Annotated in this window: 21 protein-coding genes and 1 pseudogene; 15 read left to right on the top strand and 7 right to left on the bottom strand. The window is 75.1% G+C overall.

Translation table 11 applies throughout. The features are described from left to right. From ABZ953_RS36905 to phzG, 4 genes are all read left to right on the top strand, one after another. Positions 1-255 (top strand): 3-deoxy-7-phosphoheptulonate synthase (locus ABZ953_RS36905; protein WP_361733461.1); only part of this gene is annotated, 255 nt, incomplete at its 5' end. Between the two features lie 59 nt (positions 256-314). Further along, a complete protein-coding gene (locus tag ABZ953_RS36910; RefSeq protein ID WP_361733462.1) occupies positions 315-938 on the top strand; it encodes an isochorismatase family protein in 624 nt (207 codons plus the stop codon). Beyond that, the gene (locus ABZ953_RS36915) at positions 935-2,881 is read left to right on the top strand and encodes an anthranilate synthase family protein (RefSeq protein ID WP_361733464.1); all 1,947 of its coding nucleotides are present in this window, start codon (positions 935-937) and stop codon (positions 2,879-2,881) included. Before ABZ953_RS36910 ends, ABZ953_RS36915 begins: the two co-directional genes overlap by 4 nt. Positions 2,882-2,985: 104 nt before the next feature. Continuing rightward, a complete protein-coding gene (gene phzG / locus ABZ953_RS36920) occupies positions 2,986-3,690 on the top strand; it encodes a phenazine biosynthesis FMN-dependent oxidase PhzG (RefSeq protein WP_361733465.1) in 705 nt (234 codons plus the stop codon). Positions 3,691-3,802: 112 nt separating this feature from the next. Here phzG and wrbA read toward each other — a convergent pair whose 3' ends face one another. Continuing rightward, the gene (wrbA, locus tag ABZ953_RS36925) at positions 3,803-4,414 is read right to left on the bottom strand and encodes an NAD(P)H:quinone oxidoreductase (protein ID WP_361733467.1); all 612 of its coding nucleotides are present in this window, start codon (positions 4,412-4,414) and stop codon (positions 3,803-3,805) included. Positions 4,415-4,978: 564 nt separating this feature from the next. Here wrbA and sigJ (ABZ953_RS36930) point away from each other — a divergent pair. Beyond that, on the top strand, positions 4,979-5,911 hold the full coding sequence (sigJ, locus tag ABZ953_RS36930; protein WP_361733469.1) for an RNA polymerase sigma factor SigJ: 933 nt from the start codon (positions 4,979-4,981) through the stop codon (positions 5,909-5,911). 87 nt (positions 5,912-5,998) lie between these two features. Here the strand turns inward: sigJ (ABZ953_RS36930) and ABZ953_RS36935 are convergent, their stop codons facing one another. Further along, on the bottom strand, positions 5,999-6,385 hold the full coding sequence (locus ABZ953_RS36935) for a nuclear transport factor 2 family protein (protein ID WP_361733471.1): 387 nt from the start codon (positions 6,383-6,385) through the stop codon (positions 5,999-6,001). Positions 6,386-6,568: 183 nt separating this feature from the next. Between ABZ953_RS36935 and sigJ (ABZ953_RS36940) the strand changes: the two genes are divergently transcribed. Next, positions 6,569-7,501 carry an RNA polymerase sigma factor SigJ gene (sigJ, locus tag ABZ953_RS36940; RefSeq protein WP_361733473.1) on the top strand — a complete coding sequence of 311 codons (933 nt, stop codon included), beginning with the start codon at positions 6,569-6,571 and terminating at the stop codon, positions 7,499-7,501. Positions 7,502-7,610: 109 nt separating this feature from the next. Continuing rightward, a complete protein-coding gene (locus tag ABZ953_RS36945) occupies positions 7,611-8,084 on the top strand; it encodes a carboxymuconolactone decarboxylase family protein (protein WP_361733475.1) in 474 nt (157 codons plus the stop codon). A gap of 66 nt (positions 8,085-8,150) precedes the next feature. Here the strand turns inward: ABZ953_RS36945 and ABZ953_RS36950 are convergent, their stop codons facing one another. Next, positions 8,151-9,596 (bottom strand): multicopper oxidase domain-containing protein, encoded by a 1,446-nt coding sequence (locus ABZ953_RS36950; RefSeq protein WP_361733476.1) that lies wholly within the window; start codon positions 9,594-9,596, stop codon positions 8,151-8,153. Positions 9,597-10,418: 822 nt separating this feature from the next. On the opposite strand from ABZ953_RS36950, the gene ABZ953_RS36955 reads away from it, so the two are divergent. The 4 genes and pseudogenes from ABZ953_RS36955 (at position 10,419) to ABZ953_RS36970 (ending at position 12,879) form a co-directional block, all read left to right on the top strand. Next, entirely contained in the window at positions 10,419-10,916 is a 498-nt protein-coding gene (locus tag ABZ953_RS36955) for a hypothetical protein (RefSeq protein ID WP_361733478.1), read from the top strand. Between the two features lie 173 nt (positions 10,917-11,089). Then, positions 11,090-11,812 (top strand): triacylglycerol lipase, encoded by a 723-nt coding sequence (locus tag ABZ953_RS36960; protein ID WP_361733480.1) that lies wholly within the window; start codon positions 11,090-11,092, stop codon positions 11,810-11,812. Positions 11,813-11,876: 64 nt separating this feature from the next. Next, a pseudogene (locus ABZ953_RS36965) lies at positions 11,877-12,140 on the top strand (SDR family oxidoreductase); the annotation flags it as partial. Between the two features lie 193 nt (positions 12,141-12,333). Further along, positions 12,334-12,879, top strand: coding sequence for a ferritin-like domain-containing protein (locus ABZ953_RS36970; protein WP_361733482.1), 546 nt, complete (start codon positions 12,334-12,336; stop codon positions 12,877-12,879). 82 nt (positions 12,880-12,961) lie between these two features. On the opposite strand, the gene ABZ953_RS36975 is transcribed toward ABZ953_RS36970, so the two are convergent. Further along, on the bottom strand, positions 12,962-13,333 hold the full coding sequence (locus tag ABZ953_RS36975) for a hypothetical protein (protein WP_361733483.1): 372 nt from the start codon (positions 13,331-13,333) through the stop codon (positions 12,962-12,964). 68 nt (positions 13,334-13,401) lie between these two features. Then, positions 13,402-13,653, bottom strand: a complete 252-nt coding sequence (locus ABZ953_RS36980; protein ID WP_361733485.1) for a hypothetical protein — start codon at positions 13,651-13,653, stop codon at positions 13,402-13,404. Between the two features lie 247 nt (positions 13,654-13,900). Here ABZ953_RS36980 and ABZ953_RS36985 point away from each other — a divergent pair, with 247 nt between their 5' ends. Beyond that, positions 13,901-15,082: a PP2C family protein-serine/threonine phosphatase gene (locus tag ABZ953_RS36985; RefSeq protein ID WP_361733487.1), complete on the top strand. Its 1,182-nt coding sequence runs from the start codon at positions 13,901-13,903 to the stop codon at positions 15,080-15,082. Positions 15,083-15,125: 43 nt separating this feature from the next. Here the strand turns inward: ABZ953_RS36985 and ABZ953_RS36990 are convergent, their stop codons facing one another. Next, the gene (locus ABZ953_RS36990) at positions 15,126-16,022 is read right to left on the bottom strand and encodes an SDR family oxidoreductase (protein ID WP_361733489.1); all 897 of its coding nucleotides are present in this window, start codon (positions 16,020-16,022) and stop codon (positions 15,126-15,128) included. 132 nt (positions 16,023-16,154) lie between these two features. Between ABZ953_RS36990 and ABZ953_RS36995 the strand changes: the two genes are divergently transcribed. Beyond that, on the top strand, positions 16,155-16,289 hold the full coding sequence (locus ABZ953_RS36995) for a hypothetical protein (RefSeq protein ID WP_361733491.1): 135 nt from the start codon (positions 16,155-16,157) through the stop codon (positions 16,287-16,289). 98 nt (positions 16,290-16,387) lie between these two features. Here ABZ953_RS36995 and ABZ953_RS37000 read toward each other — a convergent pair whose 3' ends face one another. After that, a complete protein-coding gene (locus ABZ953_RS37000) occupies positions 16,388-17,155 on the bottom strand; it encodes a response regulator transcription factor (RefSeq protein WP_361733493.1) in 768 nt (255 codons plus the stop codon). 627 nt (positions 17,156-17,782) lie between these two features. On the opposite strand from ABZ953_RS37000, the gene ABZ953_RS37005 reads away from it, so the two are divergent. Both ABZ953_RS37005 and ABZ953_RS37010 read left to right on the top strand, forming a co-directional pair. After that, on the top strand, positions 17,783-18,442 hold the full coding sequence (locus tag ABZ953_RS37005) for a HAMP domain-containing sensor histidine kinase (protein ID WP_361733495.1): 660 nt from the start codon (positions 17,783-17,785) through the stop codon (positions 18,440-18,442). Between the two features lie 142 nt (positions 18,443-18,584). Next, positions 18,585-21,347 carry an AAA family ATPase gene (locus tag ABZ953_RS37010; RefSeq protein WP_361733497.1) on the top strand — a complete coding sequence of 921 codons (2,763 nt, stop codon included), beginning with the start codon at positions 18,585-18,587 and terminating at the stop codon, positions 21,345-21,347. Positions 21,348-21,359: the final 12 nt, after the last annotated feature.

The raw sequence follows: 21,359 nt of genomic DNA on the forward strand, positions 1-21,359 counted from the left end.
GTCACCGCCCCCGGCGGCTACAAGACCCGCCTGGTGGACACCGTCTCCCGCGAGATCACCGGCTTCGTCGAGGCCGTCCGCGCCGCCGGCGGCGTGGCCGGCGGACTGCACCTGGAGACCACCCCCGACGACGTCACCGAATGCGCCGCCACCGAAGCCGGCCTGCACACCGTGGGCGAGCGCTACACCTCGTGCTGCGACCCCCGCCTCAACCCCGCCCAGGCCCTGACCACCGTCTCCGCCTGGCCCGCCTGAGCGCCCCCCATGTCCCGCCCGCACACCCGCAGCCACGCACCAAGCCGAGGACTGGAACCATGACCGGCATACCCCCCATCAGCCCCTACCCCCTGCCCGCCGAGGGCGACCTGCCCGCGGCCGCCGTGTCCTGGACCGCCGACGCCGACCGGGCGGTCCTCCTTGTCCATGACATGCAGCGGTACTTCCTCAAGCCCTTCCCCGCCGGCCTGCGCCAGGACCTCGTCGACAACGCGGCCCAGCTGCGCGACCGGTGCGCCGGCCTCGGCATCCCGGTCGCCTACACCGCCCAGCCCGGCGGCATGAGCGACGCACAGCGCGGGCTGCTCAAGGACTTCTGGGGCCCGGGCATGCGCCCCGCCCCCGAGGACCGCCAGGTCGTCGACGCGCTCGCCCCCACCGAGCAGGACTGGCTGCTCACCAAGTGGCGCTACAGCGCCTTCTTCAAGACCGACCTGCTCCAGCGGATGCGCGCCGCGGGCCGCGACCAGCTCATCCTGTGCGGCATCTACGCCCACGTCGGGGTGCTGGCCACCGCCGTCGACGCCTTCACCCACGACATCCAGCCGTTCTTCGTCGCCGACGCCACGGCCGACTTCTCCCAGGACTACCACCGCTCGGCCCTCACCTACGCCGCCGAGCGCTGCGCCCAGGTCACCACCGTCAAGGGGCTGTTCACATGACACCGATGCCGCCGCGTCCCGCCCCCCACCCGGCGGGCGACCTCCTGCACCAGGCCCTGAGCGGGCAGGCCCCGGCCTTCGCGCTGCTGCACCGGCCCACCACGACCGGGCCGGACGCGGTGGAGGTCCTGACCGGCGCGGTGTCCCTGCCCGCCACCCTCGCCGACATCCCGCTGCCCGACCCGGGCCCTGCGAACGCCGGCGCCCGCCACGAGGTCCTGGTCGTCATGCCCTACCGGCAGCTGAGCGAGCGGGGCTTCGCCTGCGCCGACGACGGCACCCCGCTGGTGGCGATGACCGTCACCGGCCAGCAGCAACTGCCCCTGGCCGAAGCGCTGGCCCGCATCCCCGACGTGCCGACCCCGCTCTCCGGCGGCGACTTCGACGTGGACGACGCCGCCTACCAAGACGTCGTACGCCGCATCGCCAAGGAGATGATCGGCACGGGGGAGGGCGCCAACTTCGTCATCAAGCGCACCTTCGTCGCCGACATCACCGACTACGGCCCCGCCAGCGCCCCGGCCCTCTTCCGCCGCCTCCTGGAACGCGAGAGCGGCGCCCACTGGACCTTCCTGATCCACACCGGCAGCCGCGTCCTGGTCGGCGCCTCCCCCGAACGCCACGTCAGCCTGCAGCGCGGCACCGCCGTGATGAACCCCATCAGCGGCACCTACCGCTACCCGCCGGCCGGCTCCACGCTGGAGGGCGTCCTGGAGTTCCTCGGCGACCGCAAGGAGACCGACGAGCTGTACATGGTGCTCGACGAGGAACTCAAGATGATGGCCCGCATCTGCGACGGCGGCGGCCAGGTGGTGGGCCCCTACCTCAAGGAAATGGCCCGCGTCGCCCACACCGAGTACTTCATCGAGGGCCGCACCGACCGCGACGTGCGCGACATCCTGCGCGAGACGATGTTCGCCCCCACCGTCACCGGCAGCCCCCTGGAGAGCGCCTGCCGCATCATCCACCAGTACGAACCCGGCGGCCGCGGCTACTACAGCGGCGCCGCCGCCCTGATCGGCCGCGACGAGCACGGCGAGCGGGCGATGGACTCCGCGATCCTCATCCGCACCGCCGACATCACCCACCAGGGCCGCCTGGCCATCGGCGTCGGCGCCACCATCGTGCGCCACTCCGACCCGGCCTCCGAGGCCGCCGAGACCCGCGCCAAGGCCGCCGGCCTGGTCGCCGCCCTCAACGGCGACACCACCGAACGCTTCGCCGACCACCCCCGGGTGCGCCGCGCCCTGGAGGGCCGCAACGACACCATCGCCGGCTTCTGGCTCTCCGACACCCGGGCCCGCACCGCCGCCCGACCCGAACTGGCCGGCCGCCGGGTCCTGGTGGTCGACGCCGAGGACACCTTCACCTCGATGATCGACCAGCAGCTGCGCTCCCTGGGCCTGGAGGTCACCCTGCGCCGCTACGACCAGGACTACACCTTCGAGGGCCACGACCTCATCGTCATGGGGCCGGGCCCCGGCGACCCCCAGGAGGTGGCCCACCCCAAGATGCGCCACCTGCACACCGCCGTGGCCACCCTGCTGCGCGAACAGCGGCCGTTTTTGGCGGTCTGCCTCAGCCACCAGGTCCTGGGCCTCCAGCTCGGCCTGCCGCTGCGCCGCAGGGACGTGCCCAACCAGGGCGTGCAGAAGGAGATCGACCTGTTCGGCGCCCCCGAACACGTCGGCTACTACAACACCTTCGCCCTGCTCAGCCACGCGGAGGACGTCCGCCCCCGCGGCGTGCCGGGCCTGCCCGAGGGCGAGCGGGTCCAGGTCAGCCGGGACCCGGCCACCGGAGAGGTCCACGCCCTGCGCGGGCCGGGCTTCGCCTCCCTGCAGTTCCACCCCGAATCCGTCCTCACCCGCGAGGGCCCCCGCATCGTGGGCACCACCCTGGCCGGACTCCTCGCCCCGGCCCGCACCCCCGACCCGGCCTGACCCGCCCCCCCCGCACCGGGCCGGCGCCCTCCCCCGAGCGCCGGCCCGGCCCCCGCCCGCCCGCACGCCCCCGGCACCGGCACGAAGCGAAGGACGCAACCACCATGTCTGACCTGGCCCAGCACAACGGGACACCGGCCGCGCCGGGCGCGCCCACCGGCGCCGCGCCGCGGCGCTCGGAGACGCTGACGGGCACCCTGGACGTGGACTTCCCCCAGTTCCGCACCCCGCCCGCCGAACCGATGCAGCTGCTGGCCGCCTGGCTCCAGACGGCGACCGAGCAGGGCGTGCGCGAGCCCCGCGCGCTGGCCCTGGCCACCGCCGACCCCCGCGGCCGGCCCTCCTCCCGCATCGTGGCCGTCAACCAGATCACCGCCGCCGGCCTGCTCTTCATCACCCACACCGGCAGCCAGAAGGGCCGCGAACTGGCCGCCAACCCGTACGCCTCGGGCGTGCTGTACTGGCGCGAGACCAGCCAGCAGATCACCCTGGCCGGCCCCGTCGAACAGCTCACCCGCGCCGAGTCCCAAGCCCTCTGGGCGGCCCGCGCGATCTTCACCCACCCCATGTCCAGCGTCGCCGCCCAGAGCGAACCCCTGCGCGACCTCGCCCATGTCGAGGAACTGCGCACCCGGGCCGCCGAACTGGCCGCCCTCAAGCGCCCGCTGCCCTGCCCCCAAGCCTTCGTCGGCTACCGCCTGCGCCCCGACAGCGTGGAGTTCTGGGCCAACGGCACCGACCGCCTCCACGAACGCCTGCGCTACGACCGCACCCCCACCGGCTGGCAGCCCACCCGCCTCCAGCCCTGAACCGCCACCGAAACACGGCACACTGACGCCCCGTCAGGCATGAGGGGCCGCCGGCCCGTCCGGCCGGCGGCCCCTCATCCGCATGCGGCGGCGCGCACCGCGCCGCGCCCGTTCACACGGCGGCGCGGCCGGCCTTGAGGGCGGCGGCGGTGTCCACCACGCGCCGGGCCTGGTGGCGGGCGGCCTGCAGGGCGACCTCGCCCGGCGCGCCGTCCCCGGCCACGTGCGAGGTGCCATACGGGTTGCCGGACTGGAACTGGATGGGGTCGGTGTAGCCGGGCGGCACGATGATGCCGCCCCAGTGGTAGAAGGTGTTGGACAGCGCCAGGATCGTCGACTCCTGCCCGCCGTGGGCGGTGTTGCTGGCGGTGAACGCGGAGAACACCTTGCCCGCGATCTTCCCGGCGAACCAGAGCGGCCCGGTGGTGTCGATGAACGCCCGCAGCTGGCTGGCGGGATTCCCGAACCGGCTGGGCGTGCCGAACAGCACCGCATCGGCCCAGGCCAGGTCGTCGTGGGTGGCCTCGTCGAGGCCGGCGGTGGCCTCCCGGTGCGCCACCCAGGCCGGGTTGGCGCTGATCGCCGCCTGCGGGGCGGTCTCGGCGACCCTGCGCAGCCGCACGTTCGCGCCCGACTTCTCCGCGCCCTCGGCCACGGCCTGGGCCAGGGTGTGCACGTTGCCGGTGGCGCTGTAGTAGATGATTGCAACGTTCACAGGTTCCACAACTGTTTCCTTTTCCTTTGCGTGTCTATCGGGTGGTGCCGCGGGATCCGGCCGCTCCCTTCGGGGAGAGCCGGACACCCGGTGGTAAAAGTCGGTAAAGAAAGAGAAAAACGCCCGGGACGGCGACCGGTGGCCGGCACACGGACCCGGTCCGCGGCCCGGTCCGCGGGGCGCCGCCGGCCTCGGCGGCCCGGCCGGCACCCCTGCGAACCGGGGCCTTCGCGGCCTTTTCAGCCGCCGGCGGCCCACCGGCCCGGCCCGCCCGCGCACCGCGGTGCCGCCGCTCGCAAAGGCCGCGTCCGAACGCCTGCTGGTGACCCGCGGATCGAAGTGAGGTGCACGGCAATTCTCCTGACAGGTGACAAGCGACTTCACAGCCCGAAGCCGGGGCGGGAGAGCGGGGATTACCGATCCGGACGACCGGGGGAGGGGTCCGGCGGGAATTCGATCTCCAGCAGTACGACGACACAGCCCGTTGTAATGTGAGGTGACGAGCGCCACCTTCAGTGCGATGCCTCATCGAACTGCTCAAGCCAGGGCGCGGCCAAGGGAGTTGGCGACACCATGAGCATGCACCGGGAGCCGCAGGACAGCCGGCTCGACCCCGCACTGAGCGCCGTCCTGAGCGAGCGGCGCCAACTGATCAACCTCGCCTACCGGTTCCTCGGCTCCCTGGCCGACGCCGAGGACGTCGTCCAGGAGACCTACACCCGCTGGTATGCCATGTCCGAACAGCGCCGGGACGCCGTCGCCTCGCCCGGCGGCTGGCTGACCCGGGTCGCCAGCCGCATCTGCCTGGACCTGCTGGGCTCGGCCCGCGCCCGGCGCGAACGCTACGTGGGGGAGTGGATCCCCGAGCCGCTGCCCGACCGCATGGAGTGGCCCGGCGGGCCCCCCGGCGCCGCCGGCGACCCGGCCGACCGCATCACCCTGGACGAGTCGGTCAACATGGCCTTCCTGGTCGTCCTGGACTCGATGACCCCGGCCGAACGCGTCGCGTTCATCCTCCACGACGTCTTCCACTACTCCTTCGCCGAGATCGCCGAGATCGTCGGCCGCAGCCCGGCGGCCTGCCGCCAGCTGGCCTCCTCCGCCCGCCGCCGCACCCACGCCCAGCAGGCCCCGGCCCCCGCCACCGCCCAGCGCGCCGACGTGGTACGGGACTTCAAGCAGGCCTGGGAGGCCAAGGACATCGACGCCCTGATCGGCCTGCTCGACCCCGACGCCACCACCATCGCCGACGGCGGCGGCCTGGTCAGCGCCCAGCTGCAGCCCGTCACCGGCGGCGAGCAGATCGCCCGCGTCTTCGCCGACGTCGCAGGCCGGGCCCCGGACCTCACCCTCCTGGAGCGCACCGTCAACGGCCAGCCCGGCCTGGTGGCCCAGCAGGACGGCGTCACCGTCTCGGTCCTGGCCTTCGACTTCGTCGGCGACCGGATCACGCACATCTGGGCGGTGCGCAACCCCGAGAAGCTGCGCCCCTGGACGGCCGGCTGAACCCCTGCGCCCGCGCGGACGCGCTTTCCGGCCACGCGCACGGCCCCGCCACCGCCCCGGGACCGTGCGCACCCGGCTCGAGCCGCTCTAGCCGCGCGGCGGCGGCCCGCCCAGGGGGACCTTGTAGCTCTCCAGGTGGCTGATCGCCTCCCCGGCGAAGGTGAACACGTCGCAGAAGAGGAACTCCGCCTTCGCGCCGTTGGGCAGGGCGAGGGCGGCGCGGCCGGTGGCGACCACCGTGTCCCCCTCCTCGATCAGCCGGTCCACGGTGATGTCCGGCCGCCGCACGACGTCCTTGGCGGCCTGGCCCTCCTTGTTCTCCACGATGCCCCGCAGGGCCTCCTTGCCCTGCACCCGGGTCTGGCCCAGGCTCTCCCACACGACGTCGTCGGTCACCAGGGACAGGACCAGCTCGTGGTCGCCGCTGAGGACCCCGTCGCGGTACCGCTCCACGATGGCTTTGTGTTTGCTCATGCCACATGACTATGGGATACGCCTAGGAGAGCGCTGGAATCCCGACAGAAGGGGACGCACCCTCCCGCCCCATCCGGAACACAGCGCCACGAAGCGGGCAGGCCGGCCTCACATTCGCGGGGGCTGTCTCGTCGTACCGATGACAGCAGTTTCGGCCAAGGGAGCAAAGGGAGCACCCGAGCGATGAGGACGCAGACCGAGCCGGAAGACGACCAGCTGCAGGCGGGCCTGAGCGCGGTCCTGAGCGAGCGGCGTCAGCTGATCAACCTCGCGTACCGGTTCCTCGGCTCCCTGGCCGACGCCGAGGACGTCGTCCAGGAGGCCTACGCCCGCTGGTACGCCATGGCCCCCGCCCAGCGCGAGGCCGTCACCTCGCCCGGCGGCTGGCTGACGACGGTGGCCAGCCGCATCTGCCTGGACCTGCTGGGCTCCGCCCGCGCCCGGCGCGAACGCTACGTGGGCGAGTGGATCCCCGAGCCGCTGCCCGCCCACTCCGAGTGGGCCGGCGCCCGCACCGGCACCGCCGCCGACCCGGCCGACCGCATCACCCTGGACGAGTCGGTCAACATGGCCTTCCTGGTCGTCCTGGACTCGATGACCCCGGCCGAACGCGTCGCGTTCATCCTCCACGACGTCTTTCGCTACTCCTTCGCCGAAGTGGCCGAAAGCGTCGGCCGCAGCCCGGCCGCCTGCCGCCAGCTGGCCTCCTCCGCCCGCCGCCGCATCCGCAGCGCCCAGCAGGCCCCGGCCACCGCCACCGCCCAGCGCGCCGACATCGTCCGGAACTTCAAGCAGGCCTGGGAGGCCAAGGACATCGCCGCCCTGATCGGCCTGCTCGACCCCGACGCCACCGGCCTGGCCGACGGCGGCGGCCTGGTCAACGCCGCGCCCCCCACCGGAGGCGGCGACCAGATCGCCCGCTACCTGGTCACCATCACCGGCAAGGTGCCCGGCCTGCGCATCCTGGAGCGCACCGTCAACGGCGAGCCCGGTCTGATCGTCCAGCAGGACGGCGTCACCGTCTCGGTCCTTGCCTTCGACTTCGCCGGCGAGCGGATCAAGCACCTGTGGGCGGTGCGCAACCCCGAGAAGCTGCGCCCCTGGACCACCGGCTGACCCGCACCGGCCGGGAGCCGGACAAGGCAGGTCACATGGGGTGCTGTCACATCTTGCCGGGCTATGTCGTCTGAACTGTGTAACCACCAGCACGGCAGAGGAGCCCGACATGGACGCTCGCTTGAACCTCTTCGACAACCCGGTCTCGGCCAGGTTCCTGAAGCACCTGGCCTCGGCGGGCAAGGTGGCCGCGGGCACGTCACTGCCGGCGGCGACCGCGGAACTGGTGCGGCTGCGCGCCAGCCAGATCAACGGCTGCGGCTTCTGCGTGGACATGCACACCAAGGAGGCCACGCACGCCGGGGAGAACGCGGTCCGCCTCCACCTGGTCGCGGCCTGGCGGGAGGCCACCGTCTTCACCGACGCCGAGCGCGCCGCGCTGGAGCTGACCGAGCAGGGCACCCGCATCGCCGACGCGGCGGGCGGCGTCAGCGACGCGGCCTGGGCGGATGCCGCCAAGCACTACGACGAGGACCAGCTGGCCGCGCTGCTGTCCATCATCGCCGTCATCAACGCCTTCAACCGCCTGAACGTCCTGGTCGAACAGCCCGCCGGGGACTACCGGGTCGGCCAGTTCGGCTAGTTCGGCCAGCGCCCGGCGCCGGACCCGCCGCGGGGCCCCGGCCCGGGGCCCCGCGGCGGGAGGGGATCAGCTGATCTTCATGGTGGCCATCATGCCCATGGCCGAGTGGTCGAGCATGTGGCAGTGGTAGGGGTAGGAGCCCCGGTAGGTGTCGAAGGTCGCCTGGACCTTGACCGTCTCGCCCGCCAGGACCATCACCGTGTCCTTGAGCCCCGACTCCCCGGGCGCCGGCGGCTTCCCGCCGCGCTCGATCACCCGGAACTGCACCAGGTGCATGTGGAAGTTGTGCGGCACCCGGGTGTTGGTGTTGGTGATCGACCAGACCTCACTGGCGCCGAAGCGGATGCTGGAGTCCACCCGCGAGCCGTCGTAGACCTTGCCGTCCAGGAACGCCTTGGGGTGCTCGACGCCCTCCTCCATGTGCATCTCGATGGCGCGCTCGTTGGTGGGCGTGGGCAGCGGCGGCAGCGCACGCAGCACCTCGGGCACGGAACTGGGGTCCTCGGCGGTGCGCACCACGTCGAAGCGCATCACCCGCCCGACCTGCTCCGCGGTGCCGTTGAAGATGACGTTGTTCTCCAGCACCACCGTGTCGCCCACCGCGTAGCGGGAGAAGTCGATGACGACGTCGGCGCGCTCGCCCGGGGTGAGCACGAACGACTTGGTGGTGTGCGGGCGCGGCAGCAGCCCGCCGTCCGAGCCGATCTGGATGATGTCGCTGCCGTCCGCCAGCTGCAGGCCCAGGAAGCGCTGGTTGGCCATGTTCGCAAAGCGCAGCCGGTACTTGCGGGCGGCGACCTTGAAGTAGGGGTAGGGCACGCCGTTGGTCAGCAGCGTGGTGCGCTGCAGGTCGTCCATGATGTAGACGAGCTGGCCCGCCGCGTCGAAGTTCGCGTCGCGGATGCCGATCTCCACGTCGTACTCGCCCTTGGGCAGCGGCAGCCGGTCCTCGATGCTGTCGGTGAGCAGGTAGCTGCCGTGCATCCCGCGGTAGACGTTCTCCGCCTCCCGGTGGTGGGCGTGGTCGTGGTACCAGAGCGAGGCGTGCGGCTGCTTGTTGGGATAGGTGTAAAGACGCTCGCCGCCCGGGGCGAGGGTGTCCATCGGGTCACCGTCGTTGGTCTGGGTCACCGAGGCGCCGTGCAGGTGGACCGAGGTGGCCACGTCCAGAGCGTTGTGCTGGCGCACGACCACCTGGCGGCCGGAGCGCGCCTTGATGGTCGCGCCGGGGAAGTTCCCGTCGTAGGTCAGCAGGTCGGTCTGGATGCCCGGCAGGATCTCCTTGCGGGCCGGGCGCATGGTGACGTCGTAGTGATCGGTGGTCAGGGTGCGGAAGGTGGGTCTGAGCACCGGCATTCTGGGCATGGCAACGGCGAACACCTCGGGGGTGGCCGCTGTGGACGGGCTGGCCTTGGCGTCGTCCACGGCGAGCAGGGGAGTGAATGACGCCCCGGTGAGCCCTACGCCCGCGGCGGCGAGTCCGGTGCCGAGCAGACGGCGTCGGGTGACCATGGTGGCCCTCCTAAATAAGTCAAGTACGGGGATGAGAACGGGGCACCCGCCGGTCCGCCGCGCCCCCTTGAGGAGGCGCGCGGCAGCCTCTGGCCGTGCGGTGCCAGCCGCAGTCCAGCAGGGGCGGCTTGAGGCTCACTCGGGCCTGGTCCGGGCGCCTTTGACCGGATTGGCGGCTTCCGCGCCGACCACCGCCCGCCCCGCCCCGCAGCCCCGGTCCTCCCGGCCCGCCGCCCCGGCCTGCCCGGCCCGCCGCCCCGGTCCTCCCGGCCCGGCGCACACTGGACGAGGACCCTTGCCCCGCCCCGCGCCCGCCGAGGAGCCCCCTCCGTGAACGACCCGGCCACCCCCGACCAGACCCACCCCGGTCCGGCGCCTGCCGCCCCGGAATCCGCCGCCCCGGCGCCCGCCGCTCCGGCGCGTACTGCCCCGGCGTCTGCTGCCCGGGGGCCTGCCGACCTGGTGTCCGCTGCCCCGGAGTCCGCGGCTCCGGTGTCTGCCGGTCCGGTGTTTGGTGCCCCGGAGCCCGCGGCCCCGGAGCCCGCGGCCCCGGAGCCCGCGGCCCCGGTGTCCGTGGGTCCGGTGTCTGCCGGTCCGGTGTCTGGTGCCCCGGAGTCTGCCGGTCCGGTGCGTACTGCCCCGGTGTCTGCTGCCCGGGGGCCTGCCGACCTGGTGCCTGGTGCCCCGGAGTTCGCGGCTCCGGTGTCCGCGGGTCCGATGTCTGGTGCCCCGGAGTCTGCCGGTCCGGTGCCCGCCGCTCCGGCGCGTACTGCCCCGGAGCCCGCTGCCCGGGGGTCCGCCGACCTGGCGCCTGCTGCCCCGGTGCCTGCCGCCCCGGAATCCGCCGCCCCGGCGCCCGCCGCCCCCGTGTTCGCCGCTCCGGAGCAGACCCTGGCCGGCCGGCCCGGGCAGATCAGCCTCGTGTGGTCGCTGGCGGCCGGCGCCGGGCGCGACCTGGATGCCTCCGTCGTGCGCCTGGCCCCCGGCGCGGACCTCGGCGAGCCCACCGCGACCGCCTGCGGGACGCTGCTCACCGTGCTGGCCGGCGACGGCGAACTCCGCCTGCCCGATGCGGTGCTGGCCCTCGCCCCGGGCGCCCTGGCCTGGCTGCCCGCGCACACCCCGCACACCCTGCGCGCGGGGGAGCGGGGACTGACCTGGACCACCGCCCACCGCCGCCCCGGGGCCACCGGCCCCGACCGCGCCGGCGAACCGGTCTGCCTGCTGGAGCGGGTCTGCCCGCACTGCGGCCGCCTGGCCACCGACCGCGACGCCCGCTACTGCGCCCGCTGCGCGACCGCACTGACCGGCCCCGGCTGAGAGCCGGTGTCATACCCCGGCCAGGCGACGCCCGCCCGGCCGGGGACATGACACCGGCTCTGCCACACCGGCCCCGGCCCCTTCTCATCTGCGGCACCCGCCCCCACAATCACCCCTGCGCCCGGCCACCCGCGGGTGACGGCGCACCGCCGTGTCCGCCCCGAGGAGGCCCCATGCCGATGCTCACCAGGGCCCGCAGGACGGCCCGCCGCGCGGCCCGCCCGGCGGCCTGCCTGTGCGCGCTCGCCGTCCTGGCGCTCGCGGCGCCCGCCGCGGCCGCACCGGACCCGGCCGCCGCCGCGCACCGGCCGGTCATCCTCGTGCACGGCTACAACGCCGACCCCGGCGTCTGGGGCTCCCTGCGCCAGGACCTCACCGCCGCCGGATACGACGAGAGCGAGCTCTTCTCCTGGGGCTACGACACCAGCCGCTCCGTCAACGAGGTCCTCGCGGGCCAACTGGCCGCCTACGTCGAGCAGGTGCGCGCCCGCACCGGCGCCGACCGCGTCGATTTGGTGGCGCACTCCTTCGGCAGCCTCGTCACCCGCTGGTACGTGAAGTACGGCGGCGGCGCGCCCGCCGTCGCCCACTGGGCCTCCCTGGCCGGGCCCAACCACGGCACCACGACCGCCTGGGCCTGCGCCGCGTGGTCGCAGGCCTGCCGGGACATGACCCCGGGCTCCTACGTCGCCGACCGGCTCGCCGCGGGCGACGAGACCCCGGGCCCGGTGGCCTACGCGACGTGGTGGTCGAACTGCGACGAGGTCATCAACCCCGACACCAGCGTGGCACTGACGGGGGCGGCCAACCACGCGGCCGGCTGCCTGGCCCACAACGACCTGCTGGGCGACGACGGCGTCTCCCGCGGCGTGCAGGCCTTCCTGCGCACCCCCTGACCGCACCCCCCTGACCGCCCCCGGCCGCGGCATCACGTGCCCGGCGCCGGGCGGGAGCCGGGGGGTCGGCTTCGCCCGCTCCATGGCCCGCGAACTCGGCTCCCGCGGCATCACCTTCAACGTCGTCATGCCCGGCCTCACCGACACCGACATGCTCAAGACCCTCAGCGACGAGCAGCGCGCGGGCATGCTGGCCCAGATCCCGCTGGGCCGCCTGGCCGCCCCCGAGGAGACCGCCGCCGCCATCGCCTTCCTCGCCTCGCCCCAGGCCGGGTACATCACCGGCGCCGTCCTGCCGGTGGACGGCGGCGCGGCGATGGGCCACTGACGGGCCACTGATGGGCCACTGACGGGCGGCCAGGGCCCGTGCCGGACGTCCCGCCCCGCCGCAGGGCCCGCCCGCCCGCGCCGCGCGCCGGAACACCCCCATGGGATGAATGTGGCGAAATGGGTACGTTCAAGGTCGGCGGGCGCCGGACGGTCCGCCCGCTGTCCCGTGCACCGAGCAGAGAGCAGTTGTCATGGCCGAGTTCCTGACCGACATCAAGACCATCCGCGAGCGGGCCCGCCAGCAGATCGAGAAGGGCCCGGTCACCGACGCCTACGGGGCGGACCTGGAGCGCGTCCTGGGCGTGCTCAACGAGGCCCTCGCCACGGAGATCGTCTGCACGCTGCGCTACAAGCGGCACTACTACACCGCCTCCGGCCTCTACTCCGAGCCGGTGGCCGCGGAGTTCCTGGAGCACGCCCAGGAGGAGCAGGAGCACGCCGACAAGCTGGCGCAGCGGATCGTGCAGCTGGGCGGCGAGCCCGACTTCAACCCCGACACGCTCACCTCCCGCTCCCACGCGGAGTACGACGCCAGCACCGACCTGATCGAGATGATCAAGGAGGACCTGGTCGCCGAACGCGTCGCCGTGGCCGTCTACACCGAGATCGCCCAGTGGCTGGGGGAGGGCGACCCCACCACCCGCCGGGTCTTCGAGGAACTCCTGGCCCAGGAGGAGGAGCACGCCGACGACCTGCGCGGCCTGCTGGAGCGCATCCCGGGCGACCACCGGTCCTGAAAACCGCCCCCGCCCCCGCCCCCGCCGCGGGCGCGGGCGCGGGCGCGGGCCCGGCGCACCGGCCGGGCCCGCACCCTTGACGTCAGCGGCTCTCCAGGCGCAGCGTCACATCCTTTTCCTGGTCGCCCGAGGCGGAGCCCTCCTCGGCGACGGTGAAGGCCGCCGAGAGCACCGTGACCAGCCGGTCGACCGCCACATAGCCGCCCTGCACGGTGGCGGTCACCGGGCCGCTCAGCGACGGCGCCGCGCCCGGCCCGCCGCCCGCCGGACGGGCGGTGTCGAAGACGCCGCTCCAGACGGTCGGCCCGTCGGCCGGGCCGGGCCGCGGCGCCGCACCGGCGTCCCGGTCGGAGGCGAACGCCGCCCCCAGCACGGTAAAGACGCCGCCCGCGTCGTCCGCCGCACCGCTCAGTTCCACCGTGACCTGCGCCGAGGGTTCTCCCGCACCGCTCACCGTCGTTCCTTTCCATCGCGTCGTCACGCCGGGCCGAAGACCGGCCCGGCCGGCCGGGCTCGCCGGCCTCACCCCGAGGGCTCCTCCGGAGCCGGCGCCGGAGAGGGGCTGTCCGCCTCCGGCGCGGCGCCGGCGGTGCCGCGCCGGCCGGTGCCGGCCTCGTCGGTGTCGGGCACGTCGTCGCTCCCGGCGCCGTCGCCCCCGGTGTTCTCCTGCGGCTCCCAGGGGTCCGCCCCGCCGTCGGCCTGCTGGTCGGGCGGGTCCCGGGGGACCGGCGTGCTGCCGTCCGCGCCGGGGGACGCCGGTACCTGCTCACTCATCGATGTCTCCTCTCGACCGCCGGGCCCCGGAAGATTGCCGGCCCGTGCCGGCGGGTGTCCGGGGCTGGGGTGCAGGTACCCGCGCAGGGCAGGACAACTCGTACTGATCACCGTGGACCACCCGCGCCCGATCGGCGACACGGGCACGCCCCCCCCCGGGCGGAGGGCCCCCGGCGCCCGCGCGGACCCGGCGGGGCGGTGTGAGACTGCACGTGTCGCCCCGCCCCGCCGCGGAAGGGATGAAGAGGTGCCGTCAGCGCAGCCGCCCAGCGGACTCGAGGAGTTCCTCGCGGACCCCGACAGCGCCGTGCTGGACCTGGCCACCGCCGTCGCCCGGTGCGCGACGGCCCTGGGCGTGCCCCAGGCGGTCGTCTACCTCGCCGACCTCCAGCAGCTCCGGCTCGTCCCGCTCAGCGATGAGGAGGGCACGGGGCCGGCCATGGACGGCTCGCTGGCCGGCTGGGCCTACCGCACCCTCTCCCTGCGCGTGGAGGAATCCCCCATCGGAGGCATGACCGCCTGGCTGCCCCTGCTGGACGGCGCCGAACGCCTGGGCGTGGTCGCCGTCCACGCCCCCTTCCTGGACGCCACCCTGCTGCGCCGCGGCAGAGCGCTGGCCGCCCTGCTCGCGATGATGATCACTTCCAAGCGCGCGTACAAGGACAACCTCGTCCAGCGCACCCGGGCCGAACCCATGCGCCTGCCGGCGGAGATGCTGCGGGCCTTCCTGCCGCCGCGCACCATCGGCAACGCCCATGTGGTCTCCACCGCCGTGCTCGAGCCCGCCTACGAGATCGGCGGCGACGCCTTCGACCACTGCCTCACCCGGACGGACCTGCACGCCACCATCGTCGACGCGATGGGCCACAACCTGCTCTCCGGCCTCACCACGGCGGTCGCCCTGGCCGCCTGCCGCAACGGCCGGCGCACCGGCGCGGACCTGCCCGAACTCATGGACGAGGTGGACACGGCGCTGGGGGAGTGGCTGCCCGACCAGTTCTGCACGGGCGTGCTCACCCGCCTCGATCTCACCAGCGGGGCGCTGCGCTGGAGCAACTGCGGCCACCCGCCGCCGCTGCTGATCCGCGGCAACCGGCTCGTCGAGGGCGCGCTGGAAGGCGAACCCGACCCGCCCATGGGCTTCTCCGCCGACTTCCGCAGCGGGGAGCGCCAGGTGCACGAGACGGTCCTGGAACCCGGCGACCGCGTCCTGCTCTACACCGACGGCATGACCGAGGCACGGCTCCCGGACGGCACGGAGTTCGGCCTGGAGCGGTTCGCCGACTTCGTCACCCGCGCCTCCAGCGCCGGGGAGGTGGCGGCGGAGACCCTGCGCCGGCTCATCCACTCGATCCTGGACGCGCAGACCGACCGGCTGCGGGACGACGCCACCATCCTCATGATCGAGTGGCAGCCGCCCGGCCGGTGAGCAGCCGCCCGGCCGGTGAGCAGCCGCCCGGCCCGCCGCGCGCTCAGGGCAGCGGGGTGCCGCCCGTGGCGTTCACGATCCCGGCCGTGATGAAACTGGCGTGCTCCGAGGCGAGGAAGACATAGGACGGCGCCATCTCCGCGGGCTGCGCGGGCCGGCCCATCGGCGACTGCGCGCCGAACTCCGCGGTGTCCGGCAGCGTCGCGGGGATCAGCGGCGTCCACACCGGGCCCGGCGCGACCGCGTTGACGCGGATCCCGCTCTCCACCAGCATCTGCGCCAGCCCCTGGGTGAAGGTCACGATGGCGCCCTTGGTCATGGCGTAGTCCAGCAGGTGCGGACTGGGCTTGTAGGCCTGCACCGACGTGGTGTTGATGATCGAACCGCCGCGCGGCATGTGCGGCACCGCCATCTTGCACAGCCAGAACATGCCGTACAGGTTGGTGCGCATCACCCGGTCGAACTGCTCGGTGGAGATGTCCTGGATGCCCTTGGGCTGGGACATCTGGTAGGCGGCGTTGTTGACCAGCAGGTCGATCCGCCCGAACTCGGCCACCGCCCGCTCCACGAGCGCGCGGCACTGCTCCTCCTCCCGGATGTCGCAGGGCACCGGGATCGCCCGGCGCCCGGCCTCCGCCACCCAGCGGGCGGTCTCCCGCGCCTCCCCGGCCTCGGCGGGCAGATGGGTGAACAGGACGTCCGCGCCCTCCCGGGCCAGCGCGATGGCCACCGCCCGCCCGATGCCGGAATCACCGCCGGTGAGCACCGCGACCCGCTCGCGCAGCAGCCCGGAGCCGCGGTAGGAGTCCTCGCCGTGGTCGGGCGGCGGGTCCAGGGGGCCGCTCCAGCCCGGCGGCTCCTGCTCCTGCTGGGGAAACGGCGGCCGCGGCCCTTTGGTGGTGGGGTCCTGCGGGCCCTGCTTCCCGGGAGTGTCCTGCATCTGCCGCCGCCTTTCTGGTGCCTGTCCCTACCCTCCGCGCGAGCGGCGCGCCCCACCACCGGAAGCCCGGTGCCCGGGCGCCCCGCCCACGCGGAGCCCCGGGTGCCCTGGCCGCCGGGGACAAAACACCCCATGCGGGTCTCGGGGGGGCGCGGCAGGCATGTCCCGGGCGATCGAGGGGAGCTGAAGACCATGAAGATCCTCATCGTGCTCGTCGTCCTCGCCGTCGCCGCCGCCTGGTACATGAACTCCCGCAAGAAGCGGTGAGCCCAGGGTGCGGAGACCGGCCCTCAGCCCTGACCGATGCAGCCCCGGCCGATGCAGCCCTGGCCGATGCAGCCCTGGCCGATGCAGCCCCGGCCGATTCAGCCCTGGCCGATACGGAAGCCCACCCCGTGCACCGTGACGATCCAGTCGCGCGAGCCGAGCTTGGCGCGCAGGCTGCTCACATGGGTGTCGACGGTGCGCCGGGACCAGGAGCCCGCCCACACCTCCCGCATCAGCTCATCGCGCGTGACGACCGTCTCGGGCTGGGTGGCCAGCAGGTGCAGCAGGTCGAACTCCTTGCGGGTCACGGCGATGCTGCGCCCGCCCAGGCGCACCTCCCGCAGCGCCGCGTCGATGCGCAGCGCCCCGATCGACAGGACGGGGGAGAGCGGGCGGGGCCGCATGCGGCGCATCACCGCCTCCATCCGGGCCAGCAGCTCGCGCAGCCCGCAGGGCTTGACCAGGTAGTCGTCGGCGCCGGCCTGCAGGCCAAGGACCACGTCCAGTTCGCCGCCGCGGGCGGTCAGCGCGAGGACCGCGGTGCGCCCCGAGGCCCGCAGCCGCCGGCACACCTGCAGGCCGTCGACGTCGGGCAGGTCGAGATCGAGCAGCGCCACATCGACGTCCAGCGCGCCGCAGGCCTCGAGCGCGGCCCCGCCGTCGCGCGCCTGCTCGACGTGGTGCCCGTGCCGACGCAGGGCATCGGCCAGCGGCTGGGCGTCCTCGGCACACGCGTCCACGATCAGGACGCGCCAGCGGGGGGCGGGCGCTCCGGCGGCGCCCGTCTCGGGGACGAGAGCGGGCAGGAGCGCCTCCCGGCCCGGTAACGGGCGGGCACTGAGCACATCGGCCGACGCCTGGACCATGGATCGCCTCCCAAGCGAAACGGACCTCAAAGACGGTTACGGGACGTCGGCCACCGTAGGAAACACCGTGCCAGCTCCCGGTCATCGCACGTACAGAGAATCCTCAAGCGCCCGCAGAGAACGTTCAATTACGGGCCCGGGTCCGGGCCCTTCCCCGGGGCGCCGGGCCCCTGCGGCGCTGCGCAGAGTTGCCGCACCGGTGCACCGCACCTGACACAGCCGTGCACCTGCGCTGGCAGAGAACCGCCGATGCTGACAGCAGCACCCGACCCGGGCACCACCACCCCGGTTCCCCCGGCCGGAGCCTTGACCAGCGGCCGCGGCAGGCCGCCCGGTGCCACGCAGACACCCGGCAGCACCGCGGCCCGCTCCTGCGGCCGGCGGGACGGCGGCGCTCAGCACGCCCGGGCGCGGACCGCGCAGGCCTGTCGGTGCCACGTACGGATTCCTCCTGAGGGGCGTGAGCGCGATGAACGTAGGGGCCGTCGACGACGACGCAGTGCGCGGGGCCTGCGCCCCACAGCCCGCCCGGCCCGGCCCGCACGGGCGCCTGCCCGGCCCCTGGCCCGCCCCGCCCATCCCGCCCGCCGCGGCCCGGGCGGCGGCACGCGGTGCGGGGCACCGCCGGTGACCGCCGTCGCCTACGACCTCGCCTCGGCCGCCGCCCACCAGGTCCGCGGCCCGCTGGCCTCGATCCGGCTGCGCCTGCAGATGCTGCAGGACCAGCGGCCCGACATCGCCGAACTGCCCGCCGTACTGGGGGAGGTGGAGCGCCTGGCCGCCCTGCTGAGCCAGATCCTGGCCTGGGGCGCGGCCCGCCACCCCGACCCCGCCCCCGAGCCGGTCGAGGCCCTGGACGTGGCCGCCGCCCGCCTGGAGGCGTGGAGCGTGCTCGCCGACGCCCGGGGCGTGGGCCTGGACCTGGGCGGCACCGCCGCCACCGCCCTGCAGGTGCACGGCGCCCTGGAACACACCCTGGACGTCCTGCTCGACAACGCGCTGCAGGCCGGCCCGCCCGGCACCACCGTCACCTGCACCGTGCACGTCACCGAGCGCCGCGTGCACGTCGCGGTCACCGACGAGGGGCCGGGCATGACGGGCGAGGAGATCGCCCGCGCCCGCAGCCCCTTCTGGCGCGGCGCCACCGCGGCCGGCCGGATGGGCACCGGCCTGGGCCTGTCCATCGCCGCGTCCCTGCTCACCGCCTCCGGCGGCCGGCTCAGCCTGGCCCCGGCGGCCTCCGGCGGCCTCAGCGCCACCGCCGTCCTGCCCATGGCCCCCGACTGACCCGCCCCGCCCGCCCCGCTCGCCCCGTACGTCCTGTGCGCGGCTGGCCGGGAAGTTGCTGCCGCGCAGCTTGTGACCGCCGCCCGGGCGCCCAGGAACGCCCCGGCCCCCCGAAACTGACACCACAGGTGGGGGAGGCGGGATGCTGTTTCTCGAACGTGAGGCGGAGTGGGACCGGCTGCGGGGGGCGTGGCAGCGCTGCACCGCCGGGGATACGGCGGTCGTGCTCGTCGAGGGCGCGGCCGGCTGCGGCACCACCCGGCTGCTGCGCCGCCTGGCCCGGCACGCCGCCGGCCACGGCGCGTACGTCCTGCACTGCGAGGCGGGCCCGGCCGCCCCACCGCCCTTGGACGCCCCGCCCTTGGACGCCCCGCCCTTGGACGCCCCGGCCGGCGGCGTCCTGCGCCGTCTCCTGCACGCCCTGCCGGCCGGCGCCCTGCCGCACCCGGTGACCTCCGCCTGCTCCCCGCAGGAATGGGCCGCGGCGCTGGGCGCCCTGGCCGCGCGGGCGCCCGTCGTGGTGTGCGTGGACGACCTGCAGGACTGCGACCCCCACTCCCTGGGCCACCTGGCGCACCTGAGCCGGAGCCTTGCAGACGTGCCGGTGCTGCTCGCCCTGGGCCAGGTCCTCGGCGTGCGCCCGCCGCACGCGCCCGCACCCGGCGCCCCCTTCCTGCGCCACGAGGCCTTCCGCCGGATCCGGGTGGGCCGCCTGAGCCCCGGCGCCGCCGCCCGGGCCGCCCGGCCGGACGACGGCACGGCCCGCGACCTGCCCCCCGCCCGCCTGTACGACCTCACCGGCGGCAATCCGCTGCTGTGCAGGGCCCTGCGCGAGGAGCAGCCGCCGCCGGGGACCGGACCGGGGCCGCGGCCGGCCCCGGACGGGCCGTTCCTGCAGGCGGTCACCGCCTGCCTGCGGCGCAGCGGCGCACCGGCCCGCCAACTCGCCGAGGCCCTCGCGGTGCTTGGGCAGGACGCGAGCGCCGAACGCGTCGCCGCGGTGGCCGGCATCACCGCGCGCACGGCCGCGCACGCCCGCGACGTCCTGGACGCCGTGGGGCTGGTGGCGGGCTGGCGGCTGCGGCATCCGGCCGTCGCGGCCTCGGTCCTGGCCGCGGCGGCCCCCGGCGACCTGGCCGCCCTGTACGTGCGGGCCGCGCGGGCGCTGCACGCGGGCGGGGCCGGGGCGGCGGCCACCGCCCGCCGCCTGCTGCTGGCCCACCCCCCCGGCCACCCCCCGGCGCCCGCGCCCGCCCCGGAGCCGCCCGGGGCAGGCCACTGGGCGCCGCCGGTCCTGGCGGAGGCCGCCCGCCAGGCGCTGCTTGAGGACGACGGCGCCCTGGCCGTCGACTGCCTGCGCCTGGCGGTGCGCCTGAGCCCGCCCGGCCCCCGGCTCTGGCCCCTCACGCTGCAGCTCGCCGCCCTCGTGCGCCGCACCGACCCCGCCCAGGCCGAGGAGCTGCTCACCGAACCCCTGCGGGCGCTGGCCCGCGGCGAGTTGGGCTGCGCACCGGCCGCCCTGCTGGGCCGGATCCTGCTCACCCAGGGCCGCATCGAGCAGGCCGGGGCGGCCCTGGAACACGCCGCGCGCCGGCGCGCGGCGGGCGAGCGGGGCGAGGACCCGCTGCGCGGCCTGCTCACCCCACCCCCCGCCGCCGCCCCCGCCTCCGCCGCCCCCGCCGCCTCCGCCGTCCCGGGCCCGCCCGGGGGGGTGCGCGCCGAACTGCGCGCGGCCACCGCCGCCCTGTGGCCGGCCGCCCCCGCGGGCCAGGACGAGACGGCCGTCGAACGCGTCCTGAAGGACACCCCGCTCACCCACGCCACCTTCGACCTCGTCCTGCGCGAGATCCGCACCCTCGTCCACGCAGGCCACGGCGAGCGGGCCGTCGTGTGGTGCCAGAAACTGCAGGCCGAGGCGGACCGCCACCGCACGCCCGGCTGGTTCGCCGCCCTGGGCCTGCTGCACGCCCAGGCCCTGCTGCGCCTGGGCGACCTGCGCGGCGCCCGCCAGGCGGCCGCCGCGGCCACCGCCGCCGTGGAGGACCGCGGCGGGCTCCTGCTGCCCGCCCTGGTGGCCGTCGAGATCACCGCCTGCACGGCCGCGGGCCACTACGACGAGGCGGCCCGCCGCCTCGAACTGCCCGTGCCCGACGCCCTGTTCGACAGCGTCCACGCGCTGGAGGTGCTGCGCGCCCGCGGCCACTACTACCTGGCCACCCAGCAGCCCGCCGCCGCCCTCGCGGAGTTCCTGGACGCCGGCCGGCTGGCCGGGCGCTGGGCCCTGGACCACCCGCGCCACCTCCCCTGGCGCACCGACGCCGCCGCCGCCCTGCTGCACCTGGGCGAGCACGCCCGCGCCGCACGCCTGATCGCCGACCAGGCGGCCCGGCCCACCGGGCGCGACGCCCGGCCGCACGGCACCGGCCTGCGGCTGCGCGCCGCCCTGGCACCCGCCGCCGAGCGGCCCCGGCTGCTGGCCCGCGCCCTGGAGGAGCTGCGGCGCTGCGGCGACCGCCTCGAGCACGCCCGCGCCCTGGCCGACCTGGCCGGCGCCCTGCAGCTGACCGGGGAGGGCAGCCGGGCGGGGATGCTGGCGCACCGGGCCTGGCAACTGGCCGCCGACTGCGGGGCGCAGGCGCTGTGCGAGCGCGTCCTGCCGGGCCGCACCGGCCTGCCCGCCAAGCACCCCGCCGGTACGGGCGCGCTCCGGGCCGGGCAGCTCACCGGACCCGAGCAGCGGGTGGCCGGGCTCGCCGCGTTCGGCCACACCAACCGGGAGATCGCGGCGCGGCTGTACGTCACCACCAGCACCGTCGAGCAGCACCTGACCAAGATCTACCGCAAGCTGGGCATCAGCCGGCGCAGCGAACTGCCCCTGGACCTGGAGTACGACGACACGCCGTGACCGCCCGCCCGT

This window comes from Streptomyces sp. NPDC046465, from assembly GCF_040646035.1.
Classification (GTDB): domain Bacteria; phylum Actinomycetota; class Actinomycetes; order Streptomycetales; family Streptomycetaceae; genus Streptomyces.

What these genes read in the sequence shown, in the direction of transcription:
- sigJ (WP_361733469.1), top strand. Translation starts at nt 4,979, where the DNA reads ATGAGCATGCACCGGGAGCCGCAGGACAGCCGGCTCGACCCCGCACTG.
- ABZ953_RS36935 (WP_361733471.1), bottom strand. Translation starts at nt 6,385, where the DNA reads ATGAGCAAACACAAAGCCATCGTGGAGCGGTACCGCGACGGGGTCCTC.
- ABZ953_RS36915 (WP_361733464.1), top strand. Translation starts at nt 935, where the DNA reads ATGACACCGATGCCGCCGCGTCCCGCCCCCCACCCGGCGGGCGACCTC.
- ABZ953_RS36980 (WP_361733485.1), bottom strand. Translation starts at nt 13,653, where the DNA reads ATGAGTGAGCAGGTACCGGCGTCCCCCGGCGCGGACGGCAGCACGCCG.
- ABZ953_RS37010 (WP_361733497.1), top strand. Translation starts at nt 18,585, where the DNA reads ATGCTGTTTCTCGAACGTGAGGCGGAGTGGGACCGGCTGCGGGGGGCG.
- sigJ (WP_361733473.1), top strand. Translation starts at nt 6,569, where the DNA reads ATGAGGACGCAGACCGAGCCGGAAGACGACCAGCTGCAGGCGGGCCTG.
- phzG (WP_361733465.1), top strand. Translation starts at nt 2,986, where the DNA reads ATGTCTGACCTGGCCCAGCACAACGGGACACCGGCCGCGCCGGGCGCG.
- ABZ953_RS36990 (WP_361733489.1), bottom strand. Translation starts at nt 16,022, where the DNA reads ATGCAGGACACTCCCGGGAAGCAGGGCCCGCAGGACCCCACCACCAAA.
- ABZ953_RS36995 (WP_361733491.1), top strand. Translation starts at nt 16,155, where the DNA reads ATGCGGGTCTCGGGGGGGCGCGGCAGGCATGTCCCGGGCGATCGAGGG.
- ABZ953_RS36910 (WP_361733462.1), top strand. Translation starts at nt 315, where the DNA reads ATGACCGGCATACCCCCCATCAGCCCCTACCCCCTGCCCGCCGAGGGC.
- ABZ953_RS36960 (WP_361733480.1), top strand. Translation starts at nt 11,090, where the DNA reads ATGCCGATGCTCACCAGGGCCCGCAGGACGGCCCGCCGCGCGGCCCGC.
- ABZ953_RS36950 (WP_361733476.1), bottom strand. Translation starts at nt 9,596, where the DNA reads ATGGTCACCCGACGCCGTCTGCTCGGCACCGGACTCGCCGCCGCGGGC.
- ABZ953_RS36970 (WP_361733482.1), top strand. Translation starts at nt 12,334, where the DNA reads ATGGCCGAGTTCCTGACCGACATCAAGACCATCCGCGAGCGGGCCCGC.
- ABZ953_RS37000 (WP_361733493.1), bottom strand. Translation starts at nt 17,155, where the DNA reads ATGGTCCAGGCGTCGGCCGATGTGCTCAGTGCCCGCCCGTTACCGGGC.
- ABZ953_RS36945 (WP_361733475.1), top strand. Translation starts at nt 7,611, where the DNA reads ATGGACGCTCGCTTGAACCTCTTCGACAACCCGGTCTCGGCCAGGTTC.